The organism is Bradyrhizobium arachidis, from assembly GCF_015291705.1.
Classification (GTDB): Bacteria; Pseudomonadota; Alphaproteobacteria; order Rhizobiales; family Xanthobacteraceae; genus Bradyrhizobium; species Bradyrhizobium arachidis.
The window spans coordinates 7,981,725-8,003,838 of the sequence record NZ_CP030050.1; the positions used below are offsets into that span (position 1 = coordinate 7,981,725).

A 22,114-nucleotide genomic window follows, 5' to 3' on the forward strand; every position below is an offset into this window, starting at 1 on the left:
CTTCGCAGTGGGAAGAACGCGGGCGGAATGGCTTGCTAGAATCTATCTTAGAAGGCGTCGAATATTTCTGAGCGGAAACATCTGTCGCGAACACGATCGAGCGAACTCCCGTCGAGGCGTGCTACGCGGAACACGCCGCCCAGGGGCATATCGAGACGGCTCTGGTTGATCCCAACCCGGCTGGGCGAAACGGCACGCGCCTAGTGCTCTTGCGTGAGCAGCTCTCTCGCTTCCACCAATTCAGGAAGAGTACGCTCCGCCTCGAAATCAGCGAGCACGGGCGCGAGCACTTCGGATACCGCACCTGCCCGGCCATTTGTCTTGTGCAGGCGGGCAAGTCCAAGCGCGCTGCGCAGCTCGAACGTCTTGGTCTGCTGGTGTCGCGCGATGTCCAGCGCTCGCTTGAGGTCGTCTTCGGCACTGAATTCGTCCGAACAATCGTGGCGCGACAGAAGCTTTCCGCGGACGCGATACAGCTCGGCATCGAGCCAATGCTGGCCGGACTGTGCGGTCCGGGCGATCAGCTCGTTCAGGATTTCCAGCCCGGTTTCGACCTCGCCCAGCTCTGCATTCGCGGCGGCGACATGCATCCCCCAAAACGGCTCGCAAAGGTAGCAATCGTTCTCGTGCAGCAAGGTCCAGCCGTGACGCATGTCCGCAAGACCAGCCATGCGGTCGCCGGCACGCCACTTGGCGAGGCCATTCAGGTAGGTGCCCGCGGCCACATACAGCGGCATCGTGTGGTCGCGGGCGAGGCCGAGCGCCAGGATCGTCTCCGTTTGCTGCAACATGCCCCCGCATACGCCGTCGAACACGGCGCGATGAACCAGCGCATTGGCCCGGGAAAGCGCCCGTTTTTCTCCGGAAGCAACCACCGCTTCGGCGGCGAGCTTGCGCGCGCGAGCGGTGATACCGAGCGGCCAGAGCACCAGGGCAAGGAATCTCATGATCACGAACGGCAGATCCAGTGCCGAAGCCCGGAATGTCGCGGGATCCGGCTCGGCATCGTAGATGGCCAGCGCCTGCTCGAGATGCGTTCTCGCGTTCACGTAATCGCCCGCGAACCAGCAGGTGACGCCACCTGTCCAATGGGCAACGATGGCGGCCACCGGCGAGTCCGGTCGCCGGTCGGCGGCGCTCCTAATGGCATCCGCCAGCTCCCGCATTGGAGCGAGTTCGCCGTGTGTCAGGCAGGCATTGAACAGTCCCGAATGAACAGGCGCAAGTTCGACGGGATCATCGATGTCGGCTGCGAACTGGCGCGCACGCGTCCATGCCGCGATCGTTTCGGGGGCGCTGTGCCCGAGGCTGCCCCTCAATGCACGGCCATATGAGATTTGAAGATGCAGCCTGCTCATCATCAGGCGGGGCTCGTCAGGCAGGTCGTCAACGGTCGCAACGGCCTTGCCGAGATGCGCGACCGCCTCGGAATAGGCAGAGCGTTTCAGCGCCTGCTGGCCCGCCTTGCGCCACCATTCGAGGGCGACCTCGCTCAGTCCCGCTTCCGTGAAGTGATGCGCCAGCACTTCCGGCTCGGTCTCGGCGACGACCGGAAACTTCTCACGCAGGACCTCGCCAATTCTCGTGTGAAGCAGCTGCCGTTTGCTCTTGAGCAGACTCTCGTAGGCCGCTTCCTGAACAAGAGCGTGCTTGAAACTATAGCTTGCTTCGGGCGGAGCCCCACGGCGAAGCAGCAGTTCGGCCTCTTCAAGCTGTCCCAGCGCAGCGCTCAGCGTCAGATCATCGCGTCCCGCCACGTATTTCAGCAGCGCGTATGAGAAGTCGCGGCCGATGGCAGCGCCGATCTGCGCCACCTCCTTGACTGGAGCGAGCCGGTCGAGCCGCGCCATCAGCGAATCCTGCAGCGTCGCGGGAATGGCAAGCGGCGGGAGCGGACTATTCAGGCGAAAGCGCCCGGCATCTTCGACGAGCAGGCCGGACTCCAGCACCATCTTGGTCAACTCCTCGACGAATAGCGGAACGCCATCCGTCTTGTCGATGATCTGCTTCATCATCTCGCGTGGCAGCTGGCGACCGACAACCACCTGCTCGACCAGCGCGCGCGTGTCCTGCCGATCGAGCCGGTCGAGCCGCACCAGGCCGACATTGGCAAGGCCCGACCAGGACGGTTCGAACTCTGGGCGGGATGTCATGAGCACGAGGATCGGCAATGCCCTGATCCGATCGACCGCGAGATCGAACAGCTCGAGCGTGGTAGCATCGGCCCAATGCAAATCCTCGCAGACGATCAGCAGAGGCTGATCTCGCGCCAGCCCCTCGAGCTGATCGAGCAGGACGGCAAAAGTCTGTCGCCGCTGCTGCGCCGGGCTCAAGCCAAGAGGCGGGCAATGGTCAGCGGTTGGAATCGAAAGCAGAGCCGCAATGAGCGGTGTTGCCCGGGCGACCTGCTGGGTTCCTAGCGCCAGCATTGCCTCGAGCTTGTCGAGCTTTTGTTCTGGCGTGTCGTGCGAGCGGATTCCGGCGGCGCGCTCGAGCTGCGCGACAAAGGGATGAAGCGCACTGTTGGTATGGTAGGGCGAACACTGATATCGCACCCGACGGTGCGCCCCCAGCGAGGGACTTTCGGACAGCGTTGCGACGATGCGCGACTTTCCGATGCCCGCTTCGCCGGAAATCAAGACGATCTGGCCCTGGCCCTGCCATGCCTCGCGCTGGCGCGAGAGAATGAATTCGATCTCATCCTTGCGGCCGACAAAGCCGATCGAGCGCGCGGCGCGGACCGCCTCGAAGCGGCTCTCGGATGCGGTCGCTCCTTCCACCGCCCACACCGCGATGGGTTCGTCGATCCCCCTGACTTCGCGGCGGCCGAGATTGCGAAAAGTGAAGAGATCTCCCAGCAGCCGGCGCGTCGATGACGCGACGACGACCACTCCCGGTTCGGCCAGGCTCTGAAGCCGGGCAGCGAGGTTTGGCGTATCGCCGATGGTCGCGTGCTCCTCTGACGCATCTCCACTGATGAGGTCGCCGACCACCACAAGCCCGGTCGCAACTGCGATCCGCAGCTCGACCCGCTCGCCGGCGCCTGTCTTGAGCTGGCGAATGGCGCAGATGATATCGAGGCCCGCGCGTACTGCGCGCTCCGCATCATCTTCGTGAGCGCGCGGATAGCCGAAATAGACGAGTATTCCGTCGCCGACGAACCTGGCTATGCTGCCGTCATAGGCGGCAATGACGCGCGCACATGCGGCGCGGTAGACCCGGATCACTTCCCACATATCCTCGGGATCGAGACGTGCCGAGAGCGCGGTCGAGCCGACCAGATCGCAAAACATGACGGTGAGGTGGCGCCGCTCGGCGTCGTGAGGAGGAGCCGGCGATGCGATCAACGCGGCCGGATCGAGGTCGGCAATGGCACGCAACATCTTGCGGCGATGACCGAGCAGGACTCCGAGCTTGTCAAAGTCCTCATCCATCAGCTCGGGAAGGACGCTTACGTCGATCCCATTCTGGGCAAAGCGCTCCGCGTATTGCCCAAGCCCTAGCTTCTCGAGCCACTCCGCAATCTGCATGGCTCACCCATCTCATGGCTGGCGATTAGCAGACTCTTGGACCACGGCCGCGCCGAGACAATATGCCAACGGCACTATGATGGCACGCCTTGTCTTGTTTTGCGAAAATTAGGTTACTCGGTACCGATGACGCTTCGATCGGGACACGGCTCGATGCGAACGGCTGCGCGACCAAACATCGCTGGTGCGCAGCGTTGGACGGCAGGGTTGCGATATGTCGTCACGACTTACTTCGACCAGCACTGCGGCTTGCGCTCGCATAGGATGCCCAGCGGGAGGTATTTCCGTGAGCGCAATTCCTTCATTGCTCGTTCATCGGCGCTTCCTGGTTGCGCGCCATCGTGCCCGCCGCGACCTGAAGCGAAGAACCGACCGCCCAGAAGCCCGCAACAAAGCTTATCAGGCCGTTTGATAGGCTTTGGTCAAGGACAAGAATGCTGACGGACAGAGTTGCGGCGATCGCCGCGCCGAACGTTCCGGCCGCACTCATGATTTCAGCCGACTCCGAGCCGTTCCATTCTTCCGAGATGCTCGATTTCGGCCGCTTTGCGACGTTGCCGGACAAGTCAATTCCGACATAATAGCTGAGCGCTCCATAGAGCATTGTGATCAGCACGATCCAGCCGCTTTCAAACAGTCCGCCTTTCTGACGCAACAGGGTCGCACCCACATAGAGGCCGCAAGAGGCTCCGACGGCTGCCAGGCCAATCCTTTCAAGGGTGTGTGCCGACTTGATCAGACTGGAACGGGCAATCCCCAGGCTGCCGACGTACCGCGTGAGGGAAAATGAGCTGAAAATTGCGCTGCTTATCTTCATGGGGGATTCCTTCTGAGTACTTGGCAGCCTACTGGCCGACCCCAGATCGAATCTGCCGGGACGCGTTTCTCGATGCCCTTGATCCCAATATCTGAAAGTTCTGTGCTGAGTGATGGGGCTGGCTTGCTCGCGAAGGCGAGGAGCCAATCCACAGCTGCGGAGCACGCGGCTGCGCAGGTATTGCAACTCACCCGTGTTGTCGAACAGGTCCGGGTGCGGCAATTTCTTGCGAGAGTGATAGTTCAAAACGAGAGGGATGGACTATGAAGCGGTTCACAGACCGCTGTTCGCCCTCGCTCCATCCGGTCACAATTTCCGGAGGACGTGTGAACCACACTCCTCAGGCCGACCACTCCTCGCCCCAGACCTGCACGACGTGCCCCGGTGAGACCTCGCGATATTGCCGCACCGGCGGCTGGTAATCCGGTGCGCGCACCGGGCTTCTGATCTCGTCGTTCGACGCCTCGCGCTTCGTGCCGCGGCGCGATGGGTCGGGCACCGGCACGGCGGCCATCAGCTTCTTGGTGTAGGGATGCTGGGGATTGCCGAACACATCCGCGCGCGGGCCGATCTCGACGATCTCGCCGAGATACATCACCGCGACGCGATGGCTCATGCGCTCGACCACCGCGATGTCGTGGGAAATGAACAGGTACGCGAGGCCCATGCTGGCCTGAAGGTCGAGCATCAGATTGACGACCTGCGCCTTGACCGAGACGTCGAGCGCGGAGACCGCCTCGTCCGCGACGATCAGCTTTGGCCCGAGCGCGAGCGCGCGCGCGATGCAGATGCGCTGGCGCTGGCCGCCGGAGAATTCGTGCGGGAAGCGCGCAGCCATGTCGGCGGTGAGACCGACCCGCACCAGCAGGTCGGCGACCTTGTCGCGGGCCTGCGCCGCCGTGGCGAGCCCGTTGGCGAGCAAGGGCGCTGCGGTCGCCGTGCCCACCGACATGCGCGGATTGAGGCTCGCGAACGGATCCTGGAACACGATCTGCATGTGCTTGCGGAAGTCGCGCAAGGTGCGGCCCTTCATGGCGAGCACGTCCTGCCCGTCGATCAGGACGGTGCCGGCGTCCGGCTCCGTCAGTTTGAGGATGGAACGGCCCGTGGTGGACTTGCCGCAACCGGACTCGCCGACCAGCGCCAGCGTCTCGCCGGCGCGCAAGGTGAAGGAGACATTCTCCACCGCGTGGACGCGGCCCGAAACCTTGCCGAACAGGCCCGAGCGGATCGGAAAGCGCGTGGTGAGGCCGGAGACTTCGAGCAGCGGACGCGCGGCCGTCGAGACCGTATCGGGCGTCTCGGCCGGCTCGTCCGAGGTGCCCGTCACCTTGTCGACGATCGGAAAGCGCATCGGCCGCGCGCGCCCGTCCATCGAACCGAGGCGCGGCACAGCGGCGAGCAGCGCGCGCGTGTAGGGATGCGCGGGTGCTGCGAAGATGCGCGAGGTGGCGTTGGTCTCAACGGCCTGCCCGCCATACATCACCACGGTACGGTCCGCGATCTCGGCGACCACGCCCATGTCGTGGGTGATGAACAGGATCGACATCCCCTCCTCCTGCTGGAGCTCCTTCAAGAGCTCCAGGATCTGCGCCTGGATGGTGACGTCGAGCGCCGTGGTCGGCTCATCCGCGATCAGAAGCTTCGGCTTGCAGGCCAGCGCCATCGCGATCATCACGCGCTGGCGCATGCCGCCGGAGAAGCGATGGGGATGCTCATGGAAGCGCGATTTCGCCGCGGGAATGCGGACGCGATCGAGCAAGCGAACAGTCTCGGCCTCCGCCGCCGCACGTGACAGGCCGCGATGCTGGATCAGCGCTTCCGCGATCTGGAAGCCGATGGTGAGCACCGGATTGAGGCTCGTCATCGGCTCCTGGAAGATCATGGCGACGTCGTTGCCGCGGATGTCCTTCATATCAGCTTCGGGCATCGTCAGCAGATCGCGGCCGGCGAGCGTAACGCGGCCCTCGATCCGGCCACTCTCTTTCGGCACGAGCCGCATGATCGAGAGCGCGGTGACGCTCTTGCCCGAGCCGGACTCACCGACGATGGCCACGGTCTCGCGCGGCGCGATGTCGAAGGAGATGTTGCGGACGACGGGGATCCATTCACGTTCGCGCATGAAGGACGTGGTGAGGCCGGCGACCGACAGTACCGGCGTGTGCGCTTCGGCGGCAACTTGATCTGGTCTCGTTGCACCGGTGCTCATGCAATGCCCCCAGCGCTTGCCGCGAAGAAGGTCCGCCCCCTCCCCCGCTTGCGGGGGAGGGTTGGGGAGAGGGTGCCTCCACAATCAAGAACCCCCAAGAGGAGAAAGCCCTCACCCGGCGCTACGCGCCGACCTCTCCCGCAAGCGGGAGAGGTGAGAGGAGCCCGTGGCTGCACCGATGTCATCATCACCATCGCGCCTTCAGTAACCGCGATCACGGTCGATACGCCCCGGCAAGGCCTCGCCCCGGCGGTGGCGCGCGATGGTGTCGAGCACGTAGTCGACCGCCGTCTCCGGCTTCGTCGTACTGGCAATGTGCGGCGTCAGCAGAATGCGCGGATGGCTCCAGAACGGATGGCCCGCCGGCAGCGGCTCGGGCTCGGCGACGTCGAGCACGGCGGCAGACAGCATCCCACTGTCGAGCGCCACGATGAGATCGGCCTCAACCAGATGCCCGCCTCGCCCGACATTGAGCAGCCGCGCGCCGCGCGGCAGATGCGCGAACAGATTCGCGTTGAGGATGCCGCGTGTCTCCGAGGTCAGCGGCAGCAGGCAGACGAGAATGTCGGACTGCCCCAGGAAATCCGGCAAGGCCTCCGCGCCCGCATAACAGGTGACGCCGTCGATTTCCCGCGGCGAACGGTTCCAGCCGAGCAGCGAGAAACCAAATGATTTGAGTCGTTCGAGCACAGCCTGGCCGAGCAGGCCAAGTCCCATCACGCCGACACGCCGCTCACCGGCGTAGGTCGCGGGGAGCTCACGCCAGACCTGCTCGCGCTGCTGGGAGATGAACTGCACGAGATCGCGATGCAGCGCCAGCACGGACATGCAGGCATATTCGACCATGCGATCGGTAATGCCGGGCTCCATCATGCGGACCAGCGGAACATGCGGCGGAAGTTTTGTGATGTCGAACTGATCGACGCCGGCGCCGACCGAGAACACCAGTTCGAGATTTGGGAACGTCGCCGCGATATTGTCCGGCGGCTGCCAGGCGACTAGGTAGCGTACCGCCTTGGGATCACCGATGTCGGGCCAGAGCCGGAACGGCACATCAGGCGCGCGCTCCGCGAAGAAGCGTGCCCACTCGGCCCCGCGAACCAGATTGGCCTTGTAGAGGACCGTCATGCCGCCCCTCAGAACGGGCTGACCGGCGCGAGGCGCCGGCCGTCGATCATGCGCTTGTGGCTGTAGGCGGCGGGATCGACCAGCGGCGTCGAGCCGGTGACGATGTCGGCGGCGAGCTTGCCCGCCGCGGGACCAATGCCGAAACCGTGGCCGGAGAAGCCGGTGGCAAGGAAGAAGCCCGGCAGCGCATCGACCGGCGAGATCACCGGAATGGTGTCGGGCGTGCAGTCGATCGTGCCGCCCCAGGCTTCCGCGATCTTGATCTCCTTCAATTCCGGATTGGACTTGATCAGCGAGGCCAGTGCCGCGTTGACCAGCGACATGTCGGGCGCGGGATCGCGCACGCGCTCAGTCTCGAACGGCGAGGGCTTGTCGAAACTCCAGCCGGTGCCGCGCATGATCTGGTCGAAGAACGGCTTGCCGAACGACAGCTTGAGCCCGTTCTTGCGATGCTGATAGGTCGGCCAGAAGGTCCAGGCGTAGCGGAACAGGTCGGGCGACAGCTCGACCGTGCCGCGGTTGCGCAGCGCCAGCGTAAAGCCGCCGTCGAGGCGGCGGCGGATGCAGTAGAGATCCGTGCCGAGCGCGCCCGAAGTGATCTCCGGTCCCGGCGTGGTCCGGCATGCGGTGGCGTTGACGAGGCCGATCGGCAGCTCGATGCCGTGGCGGCGGCAGAACAGCGACGACCATGCGCCGCCCGACAGCAGCACGGCTTGCGTGCGGATGGTGCCCTTCTCAGTGACAACGGCGCTGACCTTCCCGCCTGTCGTCTCCAGTCCGCGCGCGGCGCAGCCCTGATGGATGGTGACGCCGTGCTTTCGCGCGGCGGTGGCAAGTGCGGGCACGGCCATCGACGGCTCGGCGCGGCCGTCGCTCGGCGTGTGCAGGCCGCCGACCCATTGGTCCGCATTGCCGGGCATGCGCTCGGCGACCTCTGCCGGCGTCAGCACGGTCGAGTGCACCTGCTGCTCGCGCGCGATCGCGGCCCAGCGCTCCCAGCCGGCGAGCTCGTCCTTGCTCTTGGTCAGGAACAAGACGCCGGTGCGGCGGAAGCCGGCATCGACGCCGGCGTCGTTCTGCATGTCCTCCCACAGCCGCAGCGCCTCACGCGCCAGCGGGATCTCCTCGCGCGCGCGGCCCTGCTGGCGGCACCAGCCCCAATTGCGGCTCGACTGCTCGCCGCCGACATGGCCCTTCTCGACCAGAGCGACCGAAAGGCCCTTCTTGGCAAGATGATAGGCCGCGGAGACGCCGATGACGCCGCCGCCGATGACGACGACGTCCGCCTGCGCCGGCAGGCGTTCATCGCTGTTGATACGGTTGAGCGGCGGGGACATGGGGCACTCCTGGAGGTCAGTTCGATCGAGATCGTGTCATGGGATGTTCAGGCGCGGGTCGAGCGCATCGCGCAGCCCGTCGCCGAGGAAGTTGAAGCTGGTCACGGCCAGCGTAATGGCGACGCCCGGCGCAATCGCAAGCCACGGCGCGCTGGTCAGGTAGATCTGCGCGTTGTTGAGCATGTTGCCCCAGCTCGCGGCCGGCGGCTGGATGCCGTAGCCGAGATAGCTGACATAGGATTCCAGCAGGATCGCCTTGGCGACGTTCAGCGTCGCCGCCACCACGATCGGCGCGATCGCGTTGGGCACGAGCTCGCGGAACATGATGCGCAGGTTCGAGGAGCCGAAGGCGAGCGCGGCCACGGCAAATTCTCGCTCGCGCAGTGAGCGCACCTGGGCCTCGACGACGCGCGCCACGGCCATCCAGGCGGTGGCGGCGATCAGCACTGTGGTGGTGACGAGGCCGGGCTCGGTGAGCGCCGCGAGCGCGAGCAGCAGGAAGATGGTCGGAAAGCACAGCACGGCGTCGACGAGCCGCATCAGCACCGCGCCGAGGGCGCCGCCATAGAAGCCGGCAAAGGCGCCGACGACGATTCCGACCGCCATCGCGATCACCATCGCGACGATGCCGATCGAGAGCGAGATGCGCCCGCCCATCATCAGCCGCGCCAGCACGTCGCGGCCGAGCTCGTCGGTGCCGAGGATATGCGCGCCGGACAGCGGCGGCGCGAACCGCTTCATGATGTCGATATAGGTGTCGTCGAACGGCAGCAGATAAGGCCCGATCGCGGAGCCGAGCACGAGCACGAGAATGATGACAGCGCCTGCGAGCGCGAGCCGATGACGCCGAAAACGCCGCCAGGCGGCCTGGCCAGGCGCGAGCTGAACGGTGGTGAGCGTCGCGGTCGCCATCGCTTCAGCCCACCCGGATGCGCGGATCGACGACGGCATAGAGGATGTCGGCGAGCAGCGAGCCGATCAGCACCATGGTCGCCGAGAACATCAAGATGCCCATCACGACGGGATAGTCGCGGTAGCCGATGGAATCGAGGAACAGACGCCCCATGCCAGGCCATGTGAATACGGTCTCCGCCACCAGCGCGCCGCCGAGCAGCGTCGGAAACTGCAGGCCGGCCACCGTGATCATCGGCAACAGCGCATTGCGAAGCGCGTGCACGGTGAGGATGCGCCATTCCGGCATGCCCTTGGCGCGCGCGGTGCGGATGTAGTCCTGGTTGATCACCTCGAGCATGGAGGAGCGCATGAAGCGGCCCCACATCGCGGTCTCGACCAGCGCCAGCACCATCGCCGGCGCAATCAGATGATGCAGCAGGTCGAGGAAGGAGCCGTCGCCGATGGTCTGGCGGTTGCCCGCCGGCAGCCAGCCTAGCTTGACGGAGAACACGTAGATGGTGACGAGGCCGAACCAGAAGGTCGGGATCGACAGCGCGATCATGGCGCCGACCGTGGCAAGCGAATCGAACAGCGAGTAACGGCGCAGCGCGCCAAGGATGCCGATCCAGCAGCCGAGCAGCACCGCGATAATCGTCGCCGTCGCCATCAGCTCCAGCGTCGCTCCGAGATGCGAGGAGATCACCGACAGCACCGCTTCACCGTCGCGATAGGACTTGCCCCAGTCGCCCTTCAGCATGCGGCCGAACCAGTCGAGATACTGGATCGGCAGCGGACGATCGAGACCGAGCTGCCTGGTGACGCGGTCGAGATCCTCCTGCGTCATCTGCCCGGAAACGGCGAACTGCGAGAGCGGACCGCCGGGCGCCAGATGCAGGAGGGCGAAGCCGATCGCGGAGACGATCACCAGCAGCATGACCGCCTGCGCCAGGCGGTTGACGACGTAGCGGGCCATGTCAGGCGGTCCAGCGAGCCAGACGCATCAGGCCCAATACCATTCGCGGATGTTCCAGCAGTTGATGGAGGTGTTGATGTTGGGACGGAAGCCTTGCAGCCCCTCCTTTACACCCTCGGCGATGAAGCCCTGGAACATCGGCAGGATCGCAAGATCGTTGCGGATCAGCTTTTGCAGATCACCATAGGTGGTCTTGCGCTGCCCCAGATCGAATTGCTTCGCGCCCTCGGCGAGGAGACGATCGGCCTCGGGATTTTTGTATTGATAGGTGTTGTAGCCGCGGCCGCCCTTGGCGGGAATGGCGCCCGAGCCGAAGCGCGGCGTCACGTCGGGGTCGCTGCCGAGCATGAAGTTCACGGACACCAGCACCGAATTGAACTTCGACTGCTGCCAGAAATCGCCCCAGATCACCGCGGCCGGCATGTTGTTGACACGCATCGCAGCACCGATCGCGCGCCAGTCCTGGATCAGGAGCTGCTGGGTCTGCTCGCGCACGGCATTGCCTGAGGTCGTCGAGTTGGTGAATTCGAGCTTGACGCCGCCCTTCTCGCGCACGCCCCCGGAGCCGCGCACCCAGCCGGCCGCATCGAGCAGAGCATTGGCCTTGGCGGGATCGTATTTGTGCTGCGGCAGCCCCTGCTGGAACGACCAGGCCTGCTGCGGCACGAAGCTCTCGGTCTGCGTCGGCAGGCCGTAATAGAGCGCGTCGATGATCGCCTGCTTGTTGATGGCAAGATACAGCGCCTCGCGCACCGCGCGGTCGGCGAAGGGACCGAATTCCAGGTTGGGCGCGATGTGCTCCACCGAAGAGGTCGCGGAGACGAAGATCTTGCGGCCCTTCAGCGTCTTCGCCTCCTGCACGAAGTTCGGCAAAATGCCTTGCAGGCCGGTGTAGTCGACCTGGCCGGTGCGGAACTGGGTGTAGAGCACGGTGAGGTCGGGGATGTATTTGAACACCACGCGTTCGACGTAAGGTCCTTTGCCGTGATAGCCGGTGTGGGCATTGAGCAGGATGTGGTCGCCGGGCACGCGCTCGCCCCAGCGGAACGGCCCGGTGCCGACGGGCGCATTGTGGAACGGCGAGGCGTTCGGATCGGACACCTTCTCCAGGATGTGCTTGGGCACGATGAAGGTCAGCGATCCCAGGATGGACATGTAGGGCGAATACGGCGCTTCCATCCGCCAGTGGATCTCGTCCGCCGCTACGACCTTGATGTCCTTGACGAGGCTGTGGCCGACGCGGCTGCGCGCGCGGAAATTGGAATCGTTGATCAGCTCGAGCGAGAACTTGACGTCCTCGGCCGTGAACGGCGTGCCGTCATGCCACTTCACGTCGTTGCGCAGCTTGATCTTCCAGGTCAGACCGTCGGCCGACAGGCCGCCATTTTCGATGGTCGGCACTTCGCGCGCGAGGTCCGGAACGAAATTGCCCTCGGGATCGATGTACCAGAGCAGCGAGAACACCTGCCACCAGACGCCCTGATCGACCTCGATGCCGGGCATCAGCGGATGAAACACCGTCGGCTCCTGCGACAGCGCCGCGATCACCTGACCGCGCGGCTTGTCCGGCGGATTGGTCGGGCGTTCGGTCTGGGCGATGGCGCTGCCTGCGAGGCTCCATCCCGCTGCGGCGCCCGCGCCGAGCTGGAAGAACTGACGGCGGTTCGGACTGCCGAGACGCACTGCCTCAATGCCGAACTTGCCCATGTCATCTGCCATGACCAGTCTCCGTTCCCGCACGCGGCACCGTCTCCCGCGCCCCCGAGACCCCGGCAAAGGGACAGGAAGTGGGCTTTAGTGCTTCTAAATTTTTCGATCAAAAGTTCATCATGACTAAATACAGCTGTCAATCGCATTGCTAGTATGCGCGACCTTTTCACTGTGACTGAACCTCGGATCGACGCGGTCCCGGGGTGATACGATGCATGGGAGAGCGACATGGATGGTCGCGGCGATACCAACGGCACCAAGGACGCACCGGCGATCGAGGCCGACGATGCGGTCGACCAGCGCCTCGGCGAGACCGTGCGGCTGCTGCGTCAGCGCGCCGGACTCTCGATCCAGGACGTCGCCAACAAGACCGGCCTCTCCAACGGCATGATCAGCCAGCTCGAACGCGCACGCGCGATGCCGTCGATCCGCACGCTGCGCCTGCTCAGCATCGCGCTCGACGTTCCCATCTCCTACTTCTTCGAGACCAGCGATCCCACCGATGTGCAGCGCTACATCGTGCGCAAGAACAACCGGCGCCTGCTGCGACTCACCGCCAGCGGCGTCGTCAAGGAAGCGCTCACCCCTGACGGCAATGGCCAGCTCGAACTCTACGAGCTCACGCTCAACCCCGGCGCCTCCTCAGGCACGGACTTCCTGCAGCACACCGGCGAGAAGGCCGGCTACATCCTCTCCGGCAGCCTGCGGCTGTGGCTCGACAACCAGGCCCATGTGCTGGAAGCCGGCGACAGTTTTCGTTTTCCGAGCATCGTGCCGCACATGTTCGACAACCCGACCCAGCAGGTGGCGCGCGCGATCTGGGTCACGACGCTGCGCCAGACCGATTCGCCGGCAGGTTGAGCCACCTGCTAAGTTCCCGGCGGCCCCCGGCGCCGCAAATTGACCATCGACGGAGACGCGGGCAGTCTGTAGCTCACGTGATGCCGGCCTCGTCGACAGGGCGGCGGGACGGTGCGCTTCTGGCGTCTTTGGTATGAGAGCATGAAACTCAGGAGGCTTCTGACACTCGCGATCGCCACGCAGGCCGTCGTGACCAGTGCCGCTCTCCTTATCTCTTATGCCGTGGCCGGCGCCGCCGGCGGCTTCGGCATCGCCCAGGTCATCGCCCTCTTCGCAAGCGTCGTCGTTGCGGTGCTGCTTGCGCGGCTGTGCACGGGCGCGATCGAGACGGCGCAGATGAAGCATACGGCCGCAGCGTTGGCCGAGCAGGCGCAGGCCGGCGCGCAAGCAACGCAAGGCGTCATCAAGACCGCGCTCGATGCCTTCATCCAGACCGACGCGAACGGCGTCGTGCTGGAGTGGAGCTTTCAGGCCGAAGCCCTGACCGGATGGTCGCGCAAGGAGGCGCTCGGCACCGATGTCGTCGACCTCCTCATCGCCGAACCACTCCGCGCCGGCTTCCGGCAGCGGATGATGCGGCTGTTGCCGGAATTGTCGCATACGCCGATCGGCATCCGGTTCGAGGCAACCCTGCTGCACCGGAACGGCGACGAGATCCTGATCGAAGGCTCCAGCACGGCGCTCCACGTCGGGACGCGCCACCTCATCAACATTTTCGTCAAGGACGTCACCCAGAAGCGCGCCGCCGAGGAGCAGCTGATCCAGGCGCAAAAGATGGAGGCGGTCGGGCAGCTCACCGGCGGCATCGCGCACGAATTCAACAACATGCTCACGGTGATCACCGGCACGATCGAGATCCTCGCCGACGCCGTGAAGGACAACCCGCCGCTTGCGACCATCACCAAGCTGATCAGCGAGGCGGCGGACCGCGGCGCCGTGCTGACGTCGAGCCTGTTGTCCTTTGCGCGCAAGCAGGCGCTCCAGCCGGCCGAGATCGACGTCAACGAACTGCTCGAGGAGCTGGCAAAGCTGCTGCTGGCGACCTTCGAGAAGAAGATCGAGATCGTGACCAGGCTCGACGGCAATGTCTGGCTCGCCTTCGCCGACCGCGGCCAATTGAGCTCAGCGCTGCTCAACCTTGCGATCAATGCCCGCGACGCGATGCTGGACGGCGGCAGGCTGACGCTGACGACACGCAACGTCGTGTTCGGCGTGCGCGAGGCGGTGGCGGTCGGCGCCGGCTATGCCGGCGACTATGTCGAGATCGAGATCGCCGACACCGGCACCGGCATTCCGCAAGCCATCCTCGAACGCATCTTCGATCCCTTCTTCTCTACCAAGGATGTCGGCAAGGGCACCGGGCTCGGCCTCAGCATGGTGTTCGGCTTCGTCAAGCAGTCAGGCGGCGGCATCAAGGTCTCCTCCACCGAAGGCCGCGGCACGATCTTCACGATCTACCTGCCGAAGGCGGAGACGAGCACGCTTCGCCCGACCGGTTATGACGAGCGCAAGATCGTCGGCGGAACGGAGACCGTCCTGTGCGTCGAGGACGACCACGATGTCCGCCAATACGTCACGGTGCAGCTCGAAAGCCTCGGCTACAAGGTCATCCCCGCCGTCAACGCTGCTGAAGCGCTCGCCATTTCGGCGCAAGGCACGCCGTTCGACCTGCTCTTCACCGACATCGTGATGCCCGGCGGCATCAACGGGCGCGAGCTCGCGGAGCGGATGGTTGCGGAACGTCCCTCGCTGCGGGTCCTGTTCACGTCGGGCTACGCCTACGACTCCCTGCATGCGCAGGGACGCGCCACCATGGGCGCGCCGTTACTGACAAAACCCTACCGCAAGGCCGAGCTCGCGCGCATGCTGCGCCGCTCGCTCGATACCGCGGTCGATTCCGCGGGCGATCCGATTCCCACGCCGTATTCGGTGCAGGCCGATGTCGAGGGCTTCTTGCGCAGGCAGGCCGCCGAAGACCGCCGCACGACCTGGCCGCGAAAATAACTGCGCCTAGCTCATCCTACGCCGCAGCGTCGCAGACGGCGTCTCGCCGAATTTTTCGCGGTAGGCGCCGGCCATGCGGCCGAGATGGGTGAAGCCGAGATCGAACGCGATCTCGGTGATCGAGGCATCGGGCGCGGCCTGCGAGAGGCGCCCATGCAGGCCGGCGAGGCGCATGTCGAGCAGCATCTCCGAAATCGACACGCCGAAGTGACGGCGGAAGCCGAGCTGGAGCGCGCGGATGCCGACGCCGGACGCGCAGGCGAGCTCTGCGAGATCGAGCGGCTCGCCGGCATTGTCGGCAAGATGGTCGCGCGCGGCACGAAGCGCGCGCGGCAGACGCTCCGCTTGCCCAGAGAATGTCGTGATCGCATCCGAGAGGCCATGGCGCTGGCCATTGAGGAGACGATCGAGCAGCGCCTCGCGCCAATCGGTCATCGCGACCGGTGACAGCCTACCGGGGGGACCAAGACGCTCGGCGAGCTGCATCAGTTCATTGAGCTTCGTGCGGAGATCGTGCCCGGACGGCGCATCAAGGTCGATCACAGGATCGAACTCGACCGGCCCCGCCGCCTTGCCCGACAGCGCCGCAGCGCGCTGCTCGACCATGCGGCGGTCAAGCAGCAGGATGATTTGCGCACAATCCGTCCACACCATCCGGGTCGGAATGGTCGGCGACAGCAGCGACGCCGTCCGGCCCGCTGCGGTCTCGATCTCGCAGGCTCCGGCACGAATGCGGGCGGCGCCGGTGAGCGGGATCTGTACCAGGAAGAAGCGGTCGAGGCAGCCGGGATCGATGCTCACCGATCCGCCATAGGCGACGTAGTTGATGGAAAACCCTGCGAATGCCGCGCAATTGTGCCGGGCCGAGAAGCCGGCTGCGCGCGCTTGCGCCGGCTTGAGATCGTGGGGACAGAAGATGCGCCCGATCTGCTCGGCAGCCTCGTCGACATCATCGGTGGTGACGCGGGCGAAAGCCGCCAGCCGTTCGGCTGTGGCTCCCCTTGCGCTCGTCTCCAGCACGGCTGCGGACATCGTCGACCACGCTTCGCGTCACGGAATTGCTTTAAGCCTATAATAGTTCCCCGGACGCGAGAAGGGCCGCGGCTGCAAAATCGTCGTGCTGCATGGCAACAGCCATGCCCGGATTCGTTTAGCGGATAGACAGGCGGCCCAAGGCTGGCCGAAGCTCCGTCCCCGCCGGAATCCATGAGGAGCAAGCCATGACTGCACTCGAAAAGGGCATTACCGCCAATGGCACGGGCTATGGGGGCAAGAGCTGGAACATCCTGGGCCAGGTCTACTTCCCCAAGGCCGTCACCGACTCTACCTTCGCGTTCGAGACCAACAGCGACCCCGGCCAGTTCGTGCCGGTGCACATCCATCCGACCCAGGACGAGTTCATCCTGGTGCAGGAAGGCACGCTCGACCTCAAGCTCGACGGCAAATGGGTCAAGGCCCATGCCGGTGACCTCGTGCGCATGCCGCGCGGCATCCCGCATGGCTATTTCAACAAATCCGACAAGCCGTGCCGCGCGCTGTTCTGGGTCTCGCCGATGCAGAAGCTGGAGGCGCTGTTCAACCAGCTGCACAATCTGACCGACCCGGCTGAAGTCGTGCGCATCTCGGCGCTGCACGAGGTCGACTTTCTGCCGCCCGAGGCCAACGACTAGGCGCAGCGCGCCTCCTCGCCCACCTCCATCTGCTTGCAGCTCCGCCGGCCGCGCCTTGCGGCCGAACGTGGCCGCTTGCGCGCGAAACACCTGATTGCGAGCCATCCCATGGTCAGTCCCAAGCATGTCTGCGTGATCGGCGCCGGCGTCTCCGGCCTTGCCGCTGCAAAAGCGTTCTCCAGCCGCGGCCACCGCGTCACCATCGTCGAGCGGAGCGCCGATCTCGGCGGCGTCTGGGAGCCGGCGCGCTCCTATCCGGAGGTGCAGACCCAGAGCCCGAAGGATCTCTACCGCTACACCGACCGCGCCATGCCGGACGCCTATCCGGAATGGCCAACCGGGCCGCAGGTCCACGCCTATCTCGCCGATTACGCCAGGAGTTTTGGCCTCGACCGCATGCTGCGCCTCAATACTGAAGTCGCCGGCATGGCGCGCCGCACTGACGGCAAGCCGGGCTGGACGCTTACCCTGACGAGCAAGGGCGGGACGCCGTCGAACGAGGAGTTCGATTTCGTCGCGGTCTGCACCGGGCAGTTCAACGAACCGCGCGAGCTGCATTGCCGCGGCGAAGGCAGCTTCCTGGGCCAGGGCGGCCAGATCCTGCATTCGTCGAAATACGGCGATCCCGCGCTGGCGAAAGGCCGCCGCGTCGTCGTGCTCGGCGGCTCGAAATCGGCGACCGACATCGCCGTGAACGCGGTGAAATCAGGCGCGCGCGAGGTCACCATCGCGATGCGCGAGCCGGTCTGGCGCATCCCCTACTTCATCGGCGGGCTCGTGAACTTCAAGCGCATCCTCTACATCCGCGCGCAGGAGGAGATGTTTCCAGGCTGGGGCGCCAGCGCGATGGCGCGGCTTGCCCACCGCATTGCCGCGCCATTGGTCTGGGCGAACTGGCGCGGGCTCGAAAGCCTGCTCAAGGCGCAGCTCAAGCTCGGCCGCTGCAAGATGGTGCCGAAGGAGCGGATCGAGGACGGCGTCAACTGCTCGGTGCCGATCGCAACGCCCGGCTTCTATCCGATGGTCGCCGACGGCCGCATCAAGGCCGTGTTCGGCACGTTCGATCATTATGAAGGCGACACCATCGTGATGAGCGGCGGCGAGCGCATTGGCGCCGACGTCGCGGTGCTCGCGATCGGCTACAAGCTCGGCGTGCCGTTCCTGCCGGCGGCATATCAAGAAAAGCTGGTCGACGCCGACGGGCAGTACCGGCTCTACCGGCTGATCGCCAACCCCGACCTGCCGGAACTCGGCTTCGTCGGCTTCAATTCCTCGTTCTGCACCGTGCTCTGCGCCGATCTGGCCGCGAACTGGCTGGTGCGCTATGCCGACGGCCAGCTCGCCAAGCAGCCGACGGCGCACCAGATGCGCGACAACATCGAGATGATGCTGCACTTCAAGCGCGTCGAGCGTCCGGCTGCCGGCGTCTATGGCGGCCTGTGTGTCGCACCCTATCACTACCGCCATTTCGACGAGCTGATGGCCGACATCGGCGCGAAGGAGCAGAAGCGCGGCGGGCTCAAGGGGCGCTTCCAGCCGCCGGATGCGGATGCCTATGCGAAGTTCCTGGCGACGGCGCCGGACTACCGGGCGGCATGAGAGGAGAATTGCGGCTGCGCGCCTCTGATGCTTACGATCTCCCTGGCCATCGAATCGACAGGAACCAGCCATGGGATCGAGACGACTTGCCGCCGCGGCCCTTGCGGCTGTTGCCCTCTTCGTCACGGCGCAAGCCGTTGCACAGACGGGCGCGCTGACGACGCGGCAATCCGAGGCGCTCGCGACCTATGAGCGCGCGCTCGGCGAGTTCAAGGCCGTTCTCGCCGAGCGGCGCAAGCAGATCGACGCGAAGCAGCCGCTACCGAACCTGCCGGGCCAGGCGCTCTATCTCGCGCGCGTCGCGGTCATAAGTAGCTACAAGGATCTCACCGACGCCATGCCGTCGCGGATCGGACGGCCCAACAAGTTCGAGATCCCGCCGGCCTATTTCGATGCCGACATCGAACCGCTGATCGACGAATACGGAAAGCTGTTCGACATCATGGAGGCGCCGCCGGCCGGCGCGCAGAACTCGCCGACGCCGTTCAAGGACGTGGTCGATCTCGCGGTCGCGATTGCGCGCGCCAAGGGGCTGGCACCGGTTCACGCCGAAGCTGCGGGCCGCATCAGCCTCGGGCTGTTCTTTGCGGAGACCAACGGCAAGCAGAATGTCCGTAACGGTCGCTCCAACACCTATATGGGCAGCTTCCAGACCGGCCCGTCCGAAGACCGCAACGGCCGCAGGAAATGGGACGCGATCAAGGGCGAGATCGCAGGTCTCGATCCCGAGCTGAGCGCGCGCGACGACAAGGAAGAGGCGCGCGCCCGCGGCACCGACTACCGCTTCAATCACTGGACCAATGTGCGCGACGGCCTGATGAACGCACATGCGGATCTGTTCCGGGAGATCCCGGGAATCGTGAAGACGCTGCCCGACCCGGTCGACCAGATGAAGCTGTTCGAGCTGATCCAGATTGTCCCCACCCCCACGAGGTCCGCGCTCAAATCCGGCGATCTCCTGAGCTATCGGGTGTCCAGCCCTGCGATCATGAAGCACCTGCGCAACAACAGCATCTTCGCGTTCGGGCAGGCCGACCGGGCTCGAACGTCCGCCAGCTTCCGGGAAATCCTCGCCGCGATGTGGCTGTTCAACCGGAAGTTCGAGCGCGCGATGGCGAAGTACGCGGAGATCAAGCCGCGCTGACGCATCGTAACGACGACGTGCAGGCGATGACACCGGACACCCAGCGCCGGCACAATTCAAGATAGAGTGTGAGCCAGTTCATATCTGCGGCCTTGCGCCGAGAGTAGCTTCGCAAGAAGCAGGAAGATGTCTCGCCTCCCGACGCCAAGGCGTTGCGGGTTTCCGGACGTCACGTCGAGCGAACATCTGTCAATCCATAGGAGGACAGGTCATGAAGTTCGCAGCACTGTTTTTTGTCTTCGCTCTCGCCGCACTCACGACGACTGTGCCTGCAGGCTCGGCCAACGCGTGCGCGCGCCCTTGTGGGCACTATTGTTGCGGATAATCGGCGGAGAACTCCAATGCGCCCATTCCTGAAATGGGGGGCATTAGTGGCGATCGTGAGCATCGCACCCTTGGCATCCGTGGCTGCGATACATCTCCACAAGCCCCCGAACAAGCTCAACGAAGCCATCACCGCGATCGGCTTTCACCCAATAACGCCACCAGTGCTCTTGCGCGCTCCAGGCTCGATCTACCATGTCTCGTCGAACGGCCAGGACTACGACATGCTGTGCGAGGTCTCGCCGGACCGACTGATCGGCGTGACCCGCACCTCGTCTTCAGCGACCCAGGTCACCTCCGAACTGCGAAAGACGCAATATTCGCTCGACTCGAAAGTCGTGCATTCGATCCAGTCACATACCGATGCAAAATTGGCGGAAACCCTGAAGCTCGAGCTCGATGACGTTCAGGTCCTGGAAATATCGCTTGAAGATCTGTCGATCATTGCAGACGAGCTGTTCCAGCGCGAGTCCTGCGATCGGGAAGTGAGACGGTATCTTGAAAACGGCGAATACGTTTGCCAGGGACAGCGGGTTCTCAAGGCGTCGACGAAATACGTCGCGGCCTATGACAACGCAGCATCAGGCTCCGTGGAGCAAACGACAGACTTGATCAAGAACAATTTTGACCCGACCGTCAGCATACAGGGCGGCCAGAGCGTCTCTGGAGCGAACCTCTATTATGGAATGAGGCTGGCACCGCGGTGTCTGTCGCTCAAGGACGCAAAAAGGCAGCCACGGCCGCCGCTCTCGATCTGGGACAGGCTGGTCAATCACTTTCCTTCGCTTGAGTTCTTTTGAATAGCGCTCTGCGATTCAACACGCCCGGCCGCGGTCGGAGCGTTCGTGCAAGCGATGACTGACGTCATCGGCACAGCCATCACGGCTTCGGCCTCTCTCGCGCCTGCGCCACGCCCCGCATGCGCGCGCCGCCGCAATCTATGGAGCCCGCTTGTCCCTGGCCGCGATGAACTCCGCAATTCTGTCGACGGCCTGTTGTTCGACGCCGTAAAAGCCATGCGCCGCATAGGCCTCGCATGGATCGGACCTTGGCCGGTCGCCGCCGCTGATCAGGACGATTGCGACCCGACCAGCCTGCGTCAGGCGCTTTGCGAGGGCCGGCGCATCGGTCGCGGGGGTAAACTCGCAGGCATCTTCGCTGTGCGACACGATGAGCGTGGGCACTCTGATCTCGGGTAGCGCCATGTCGATGACGCCCTGGGGGTAGTCCCTGGCAATTTCCGGAAAGGCCTTGGCCAGCGAGGACCCCGGCGCAATACGTGTAACCGTCGAAGTCAGCACGAGACCATCAACCGCGCTGGCCGCGATGGCGCCGTGTGCCGCCGACCAACTGCCCGCGCTGGTACCGACGAGCCACACCGGCACATCGGCCTGGCACTTCAGGTAGTCGACGACGGCGCCGATGTCGATCGCATGCTCGTTGCTGAGGCGGAAAGACCCACTCATGCCCCTCGGCTGGTCAGATGGAGCGTCGATCACAGCCACCATGAAATCGTGCTCGGCGAATCTCTCGCGACTGCGCACGAGGAAATTTCCAGCCACGAAAGCATATGGCCCTACCTGCGGAGGCGGCGTCCTGTTCAGCCGCAGAAGACCGCTACCCCCGGCAAACAGAATGACGGATGCAACGGGATGCTCAGGCTTTATCAGGATGAAGGCTTGTTGAACGCCGCGCGGCGTCGTCATCGAGACAATCGATGCGTGCTCCCCGAAGGCTTCGTTCCATGTCATGAACGAGAGAATTCCGAGCGAAGCAATCAGGTGAAGCACACGATCCATGGCGGGGCTCCAGCAATTTGCCATCCCTTTCGATCCGGATGCGGCAAGACTTACAGAGCCTAGCATAGCCGCTCGCCTTGCGGCACGCTGCGCCTCGCCAACCGGCTTCATCCCG

16 protein-coding genes are annotated in these 22,114 nt (G+C 64.7%); 6 read left to right on the top strand and 10 right to left on the bottom strand.

Annotation, left to right across the window (positions count from 1 at the left end; translation table 11 throughout):
- Positions 1 to 200 precede the first annotated feature (200 nt).
- From WN72_RS37670 to WN72_RS37705, 8 genes are all read right to left on the bottom strand, one after another.
- Entirely contained in the window at positions 201 to 3,530 is a 3,330-nt protein-coding gene (locus WN72_RS37670) for an AAA family ATPase (protein WP_092212806.1), read from the bottom strand.
- Between the two features lie 301 nt (positions 3,531 to 3,831).
- Complete coding sequence (locus WN72_RS37675) at positions 3,832 to 4,347, bottom strand: hypothetical protein (protein ID WP_027560741.1); 516 nt, start codon at positions 4,345 to 4,347, stop codon at positions 3,832 to 3,834.
- A 340-nt stretch (positions 4,348 to 4,687) separates the two neighbouring features.
- Positions 4,688 to 6,556 (bottom strand): ABC transporter ATP-binding protein, encoded by a 1,869-nt coding sequence (locus tag WN72_RS37680; protein WP_092212808.1) that lies wholly within the window; start codon positions 6,554 to 6,556, stop codon positions 4,688 to 4,690.
- A 201-nt stretch (positions 6,557 to 6,757) separates the two neighbouring features.
- A complete protein-coding gene (locus tag WN72_RS37685; protein WP_027560743.1) occupies positions 6,758 to 7,684 on the bottom strand; it encodes a 2-hydroxyacid dehydrogenase in 927 nt (308 codons plus the stop codon).
- 8 nt (positions 7,685 to 7,692) lie between these two features.
- On the bottom strand, positions 7,693 to 9,021 hold the full coding sequence (locus tag WN72_RS37690) for an NAD(P)/FAD-dependent oxidoreductase (RefSeq protein ID WP_092212810.1): 1,329 nt from the start codon (positions 9,019 to 9,021) through the stop codon (positions 7,693 to 7,695).
- Positions 9,022 to 9,057: 36 nt separating this feature from the next.
- Complete coding sequence (locus tag WN72_RS37695) at positions 9,058 to 9,933, bottom strand: ABC transporter permease (RefSeq protein ID WP_027560745.1); 876 nt, start codon at positions 9,931 to 9,933, stop codon at positions 9,058 to 9,060.
- A 4-nt stretch (positions 9,934 to 9,937) separates the two neighbouring features.
- The gene (locus tag WN72_RS37700) at positions 9,938 to 10,888 is read right to left on the bottom strand and encodes an ABC transporter permease (RefSeq protein ID WP_092212812.1); all 951 of its coding nucleotides are present in this window, start codon (positions 10,886 to 10,888) and stop codon (positions 9,938 to 9,940) included.
- A 27-nt stretch (positions 10,889 to 10,915) separates the two neighbouring features.
- Positions 10,916 to 12,607: a peptide ABC transporter substrate-binding protein gene (locus WN72_RS37705; RefSeq protein ID WP_092212814.1), complete on the bottom strand. Its 1,692-nt coding sequence runs from the start codon at positions 12,605 to 12,607 to the stop codon at positions 10,916 to 10,918.
- A gap of 219 nt (positions 12,608 to 12,826) precedes the next feature.
- Here WN72_RS37705 and WN72_RS37710 point away from each other — a divergent pair, with 219 nt between their 5' ends.
- Both WN72_RS37710 and WN72_RS37715 read left to right on the top strand, forming a co-directional pair.
- A complete protein-coding gene (locus WN72_RS37710; protein WP_028146178.1) occupies positions 12,827 to 13,459 on the top strand; it encodes a cupin domain-containing protein in 633 nt (210 codons plus the stop codon).
- A gap of 141 nt (positions 13,460 to 13,600) precedes the next feature.
- Positions 13,601 to 15,463 carry an ATP-binding protein gene (locus WN72_RS37715; protein WP_092212816.1) on the top strand — a complete coding sequence of 621 codons (1,863 nt, stop codon included), beginning with the start codon at positions 13,601 to 13,603 and terminating at the stop codon, positions 15,461 to 15,463.
- A 6-nt stretch (positions 15,464 to 15,469) separates the two neighbouring features.
- Here WN72_RS37715 and WN72_RS37720 read toward each other — a convergent pair whose 3' ends face one another.
- Positions 15,470 to 16,495, bottom strand: coding sequence for an AraC family transcriptional regulator (locus tag WN72_RS37720; RefSeq protein WP_092212818.1), 1,026 nt, complete (start codon positions 16,493 to 16,495; stop codon positions 15,470 to 15,472).
- A gap of 188 nt (positions 16,496 to 16,683) precedes the next feature.
- On the opposite strand from WN72_RS37720, the gene WN72_RS37725 reads away from it, so the two are divergent.
- The 4 genes from WN72_RS37725 to WN72_RS37740 all read left to right on the top strand — a co-directional run bounded on the left by WN72_RS37725 (position 16,684) and on the right by WN72_RS37740 (position 21,000).
- The gene (locus WN72_RS37725) at positions 16,684 to 17,133 is read left to right on the top strand and encodes a cupin domain-containing protein (protein ID WP_027560751.1); all 450 of its coding nucleotides are present in this window, start codon (positions 16,684 to 16,686) and stop codon (positions 17,131 to 17,133) included.
- A gap of 108 nt (positions 17,134 to 17,241) precedes the next feature.
- On the top strand, positions 17,242 to 18,732 hold the full coding sequence (locus WN72_RS37730; protein ID WP_092212820.1) for a flavin-containing monooxygenase: 1,491 nt from the start codon (positions 17,242 to 17,244) through the stop codon (positions 18,730 to 18,732).
- A 70-nt stretch (positions 18,733 to 18,802) separates the two neighbouring features.
- On the top strand, positions 18,803 to 19,876 hold the full coding sequence (locus WN72_RS37735) for a hypothetical protein (protein WP_027560753.1): 1,074 nt from the start codon (positions 18,803 to 18,805) through the stop codon (positions 19,874 to 19,876).
- Positions 19,877 to 20,217: 341 nt separating this feature from the next.
- The gene (locus tag WN72_RS37740; RefSeq protein WP_141263090.1) at positions 20,218 to 21,000 is read left to right on the top strand and encodes a hypothetical protein; all 783 of its coding nucleotides are present in this window, start codon (positions 20,218 to 20,220) and stop codon (positions 20,998 to 21,000) included.
- 138 nt (positions 21,001 to 21,138) lie between these two features.
- Here WN72_RS37740 and WN72_RS37745 read toward each other — a convergent pair whose 3' ends face one another.
- Positions 21,139 to 21,999, bottom strand: coding sequence for an alpha/beta hydrolase (locus tag WN72_RS37745; RefSeq protein ID WP_092212822.1), 861 nt, complete (start codon positions 21,997 to 21,999; stop codon positions 21,139 to 21,141).
- Positions 22,000 to 22,114 lie beyond the last annotated feature (115 nt).

Excerpts from the sequence above, each read along its gene's own strand:
- WN72_RS37670 (WP_092212806.1), bottom strand. The coding sequence starts at position 3,530 with ATGCAGATTGCGGAGTGGCTCGAGAAGCTAGGGCTTGGGCAATACGCG.
- WN72_RS37690 (WP_092212810.1), bottom strand. The coding sequence starts at position 9,021 with ATGTCCCCGCCGCTCAACCGTATCAACAGCGATGAACGCCTGCCGGCG.
- WN72_RS37715 (WP_092212816.1), top strand. The coding sequence starts at position 13,601 with ATGAAACTCAGGAGGCTTCTGACACTCGCGATCGCCACGCAGGCCGTC.
- WN72_RS37685 (WP_027560743.1), bottom strand. The coding sequence starts at position 7,684 with ATGACGGTCCTCTACAAGGCCAATCTGGTTCGCGGGGCCGAGTGGGCA.
- WN72_RS37705 (WP_092212814.1), bottom strand. The coding sequence starts at position 12,607 with ATGGCAGATGACATGGGCAAGTTCGGCATTGAGGCAGTGCGTCTCGGC.
- WN72_RS37740 (WP_141263090.1), top strand. The coding sequence starts at position 20,218 with ATGCGCCCATTCCTGAAATGGGGGGCATTAGTGGCGATCGTGAGCATC.
- WN72_RS37725 (WP_027560751.1), top strand. The coding sequence starts at position 16,684 with ATGACTGCACTCGAAAAGGGCATTACCGCCAATGGCACGGGCTATGGG.
- WN72_RS37720 (WP_092212818.1), bottom strand. The coding sequence starts at position 16,495 with ATGTCCGCAGCCGTGCTGGAGACGAGCGCAAGGGGAGCCACAGCCGAA.
- WN72_RS37745 (WP_092212822.1), bottom strand. The coding sequence starts at position 21,999 with ATGGATCGTGTGCTTCACCTGATTGCTTCGCTCGGAATTCTCTCGTTC.
- WN72_RS37735 (WP_027560753.1), top strand. The coding sequence starts at position 18,803 with ATGGGATCGAGACGACTTGCCGCCGCGGCCCTTGCGGCTGTTGCCCTC.
- WN72_RS37680 (WP_092212808.1), bottom strand. The coding sequence starts at position 6,556 with ATGAGCACCGGTGCAACGAGACCAGATCAAGTTGCCGCCGAAGCGCAC.
- WN72_RS37675 (WP_027560741.1), bottom strand. The coding sequence starts at position 4,347 with ATGAAGATAAGCAGCGCAATTTTCAGCTCATTTTCCCTCACGCGGTAC.
- WN72_RS37710 (WP_028146178.1), top strand. The coding sequence starts at position 12,827 with ATGGATGGTCGCGGCGATACCAACGGCACCAAGGACGCACCGGCGATC.
- WN72_RS37730 (WP_092212820.1), top strand. The coding sequence starts at position 17,242 with ATGGTCAGTCCCAAGCATGTCTGCGTGATCGGCGCCGGCGTCTCCGGC.
- WN72_RS37700 (WP_092212812.1), bottom strand. The coding sequence starts at position 10,888 with ATGGCCCGCTACGTCGTCAACCGCCTGGCGCAGGCGGTCATGCTGCTG.
- WN72_RS37695 (WP_027560745.1), bottom strand. The coding sequence starts at position 9,933 with ATGGCGACCGCGACGCTCACCACCGTTCAGCTCGCGCCTGGCCAGGCC.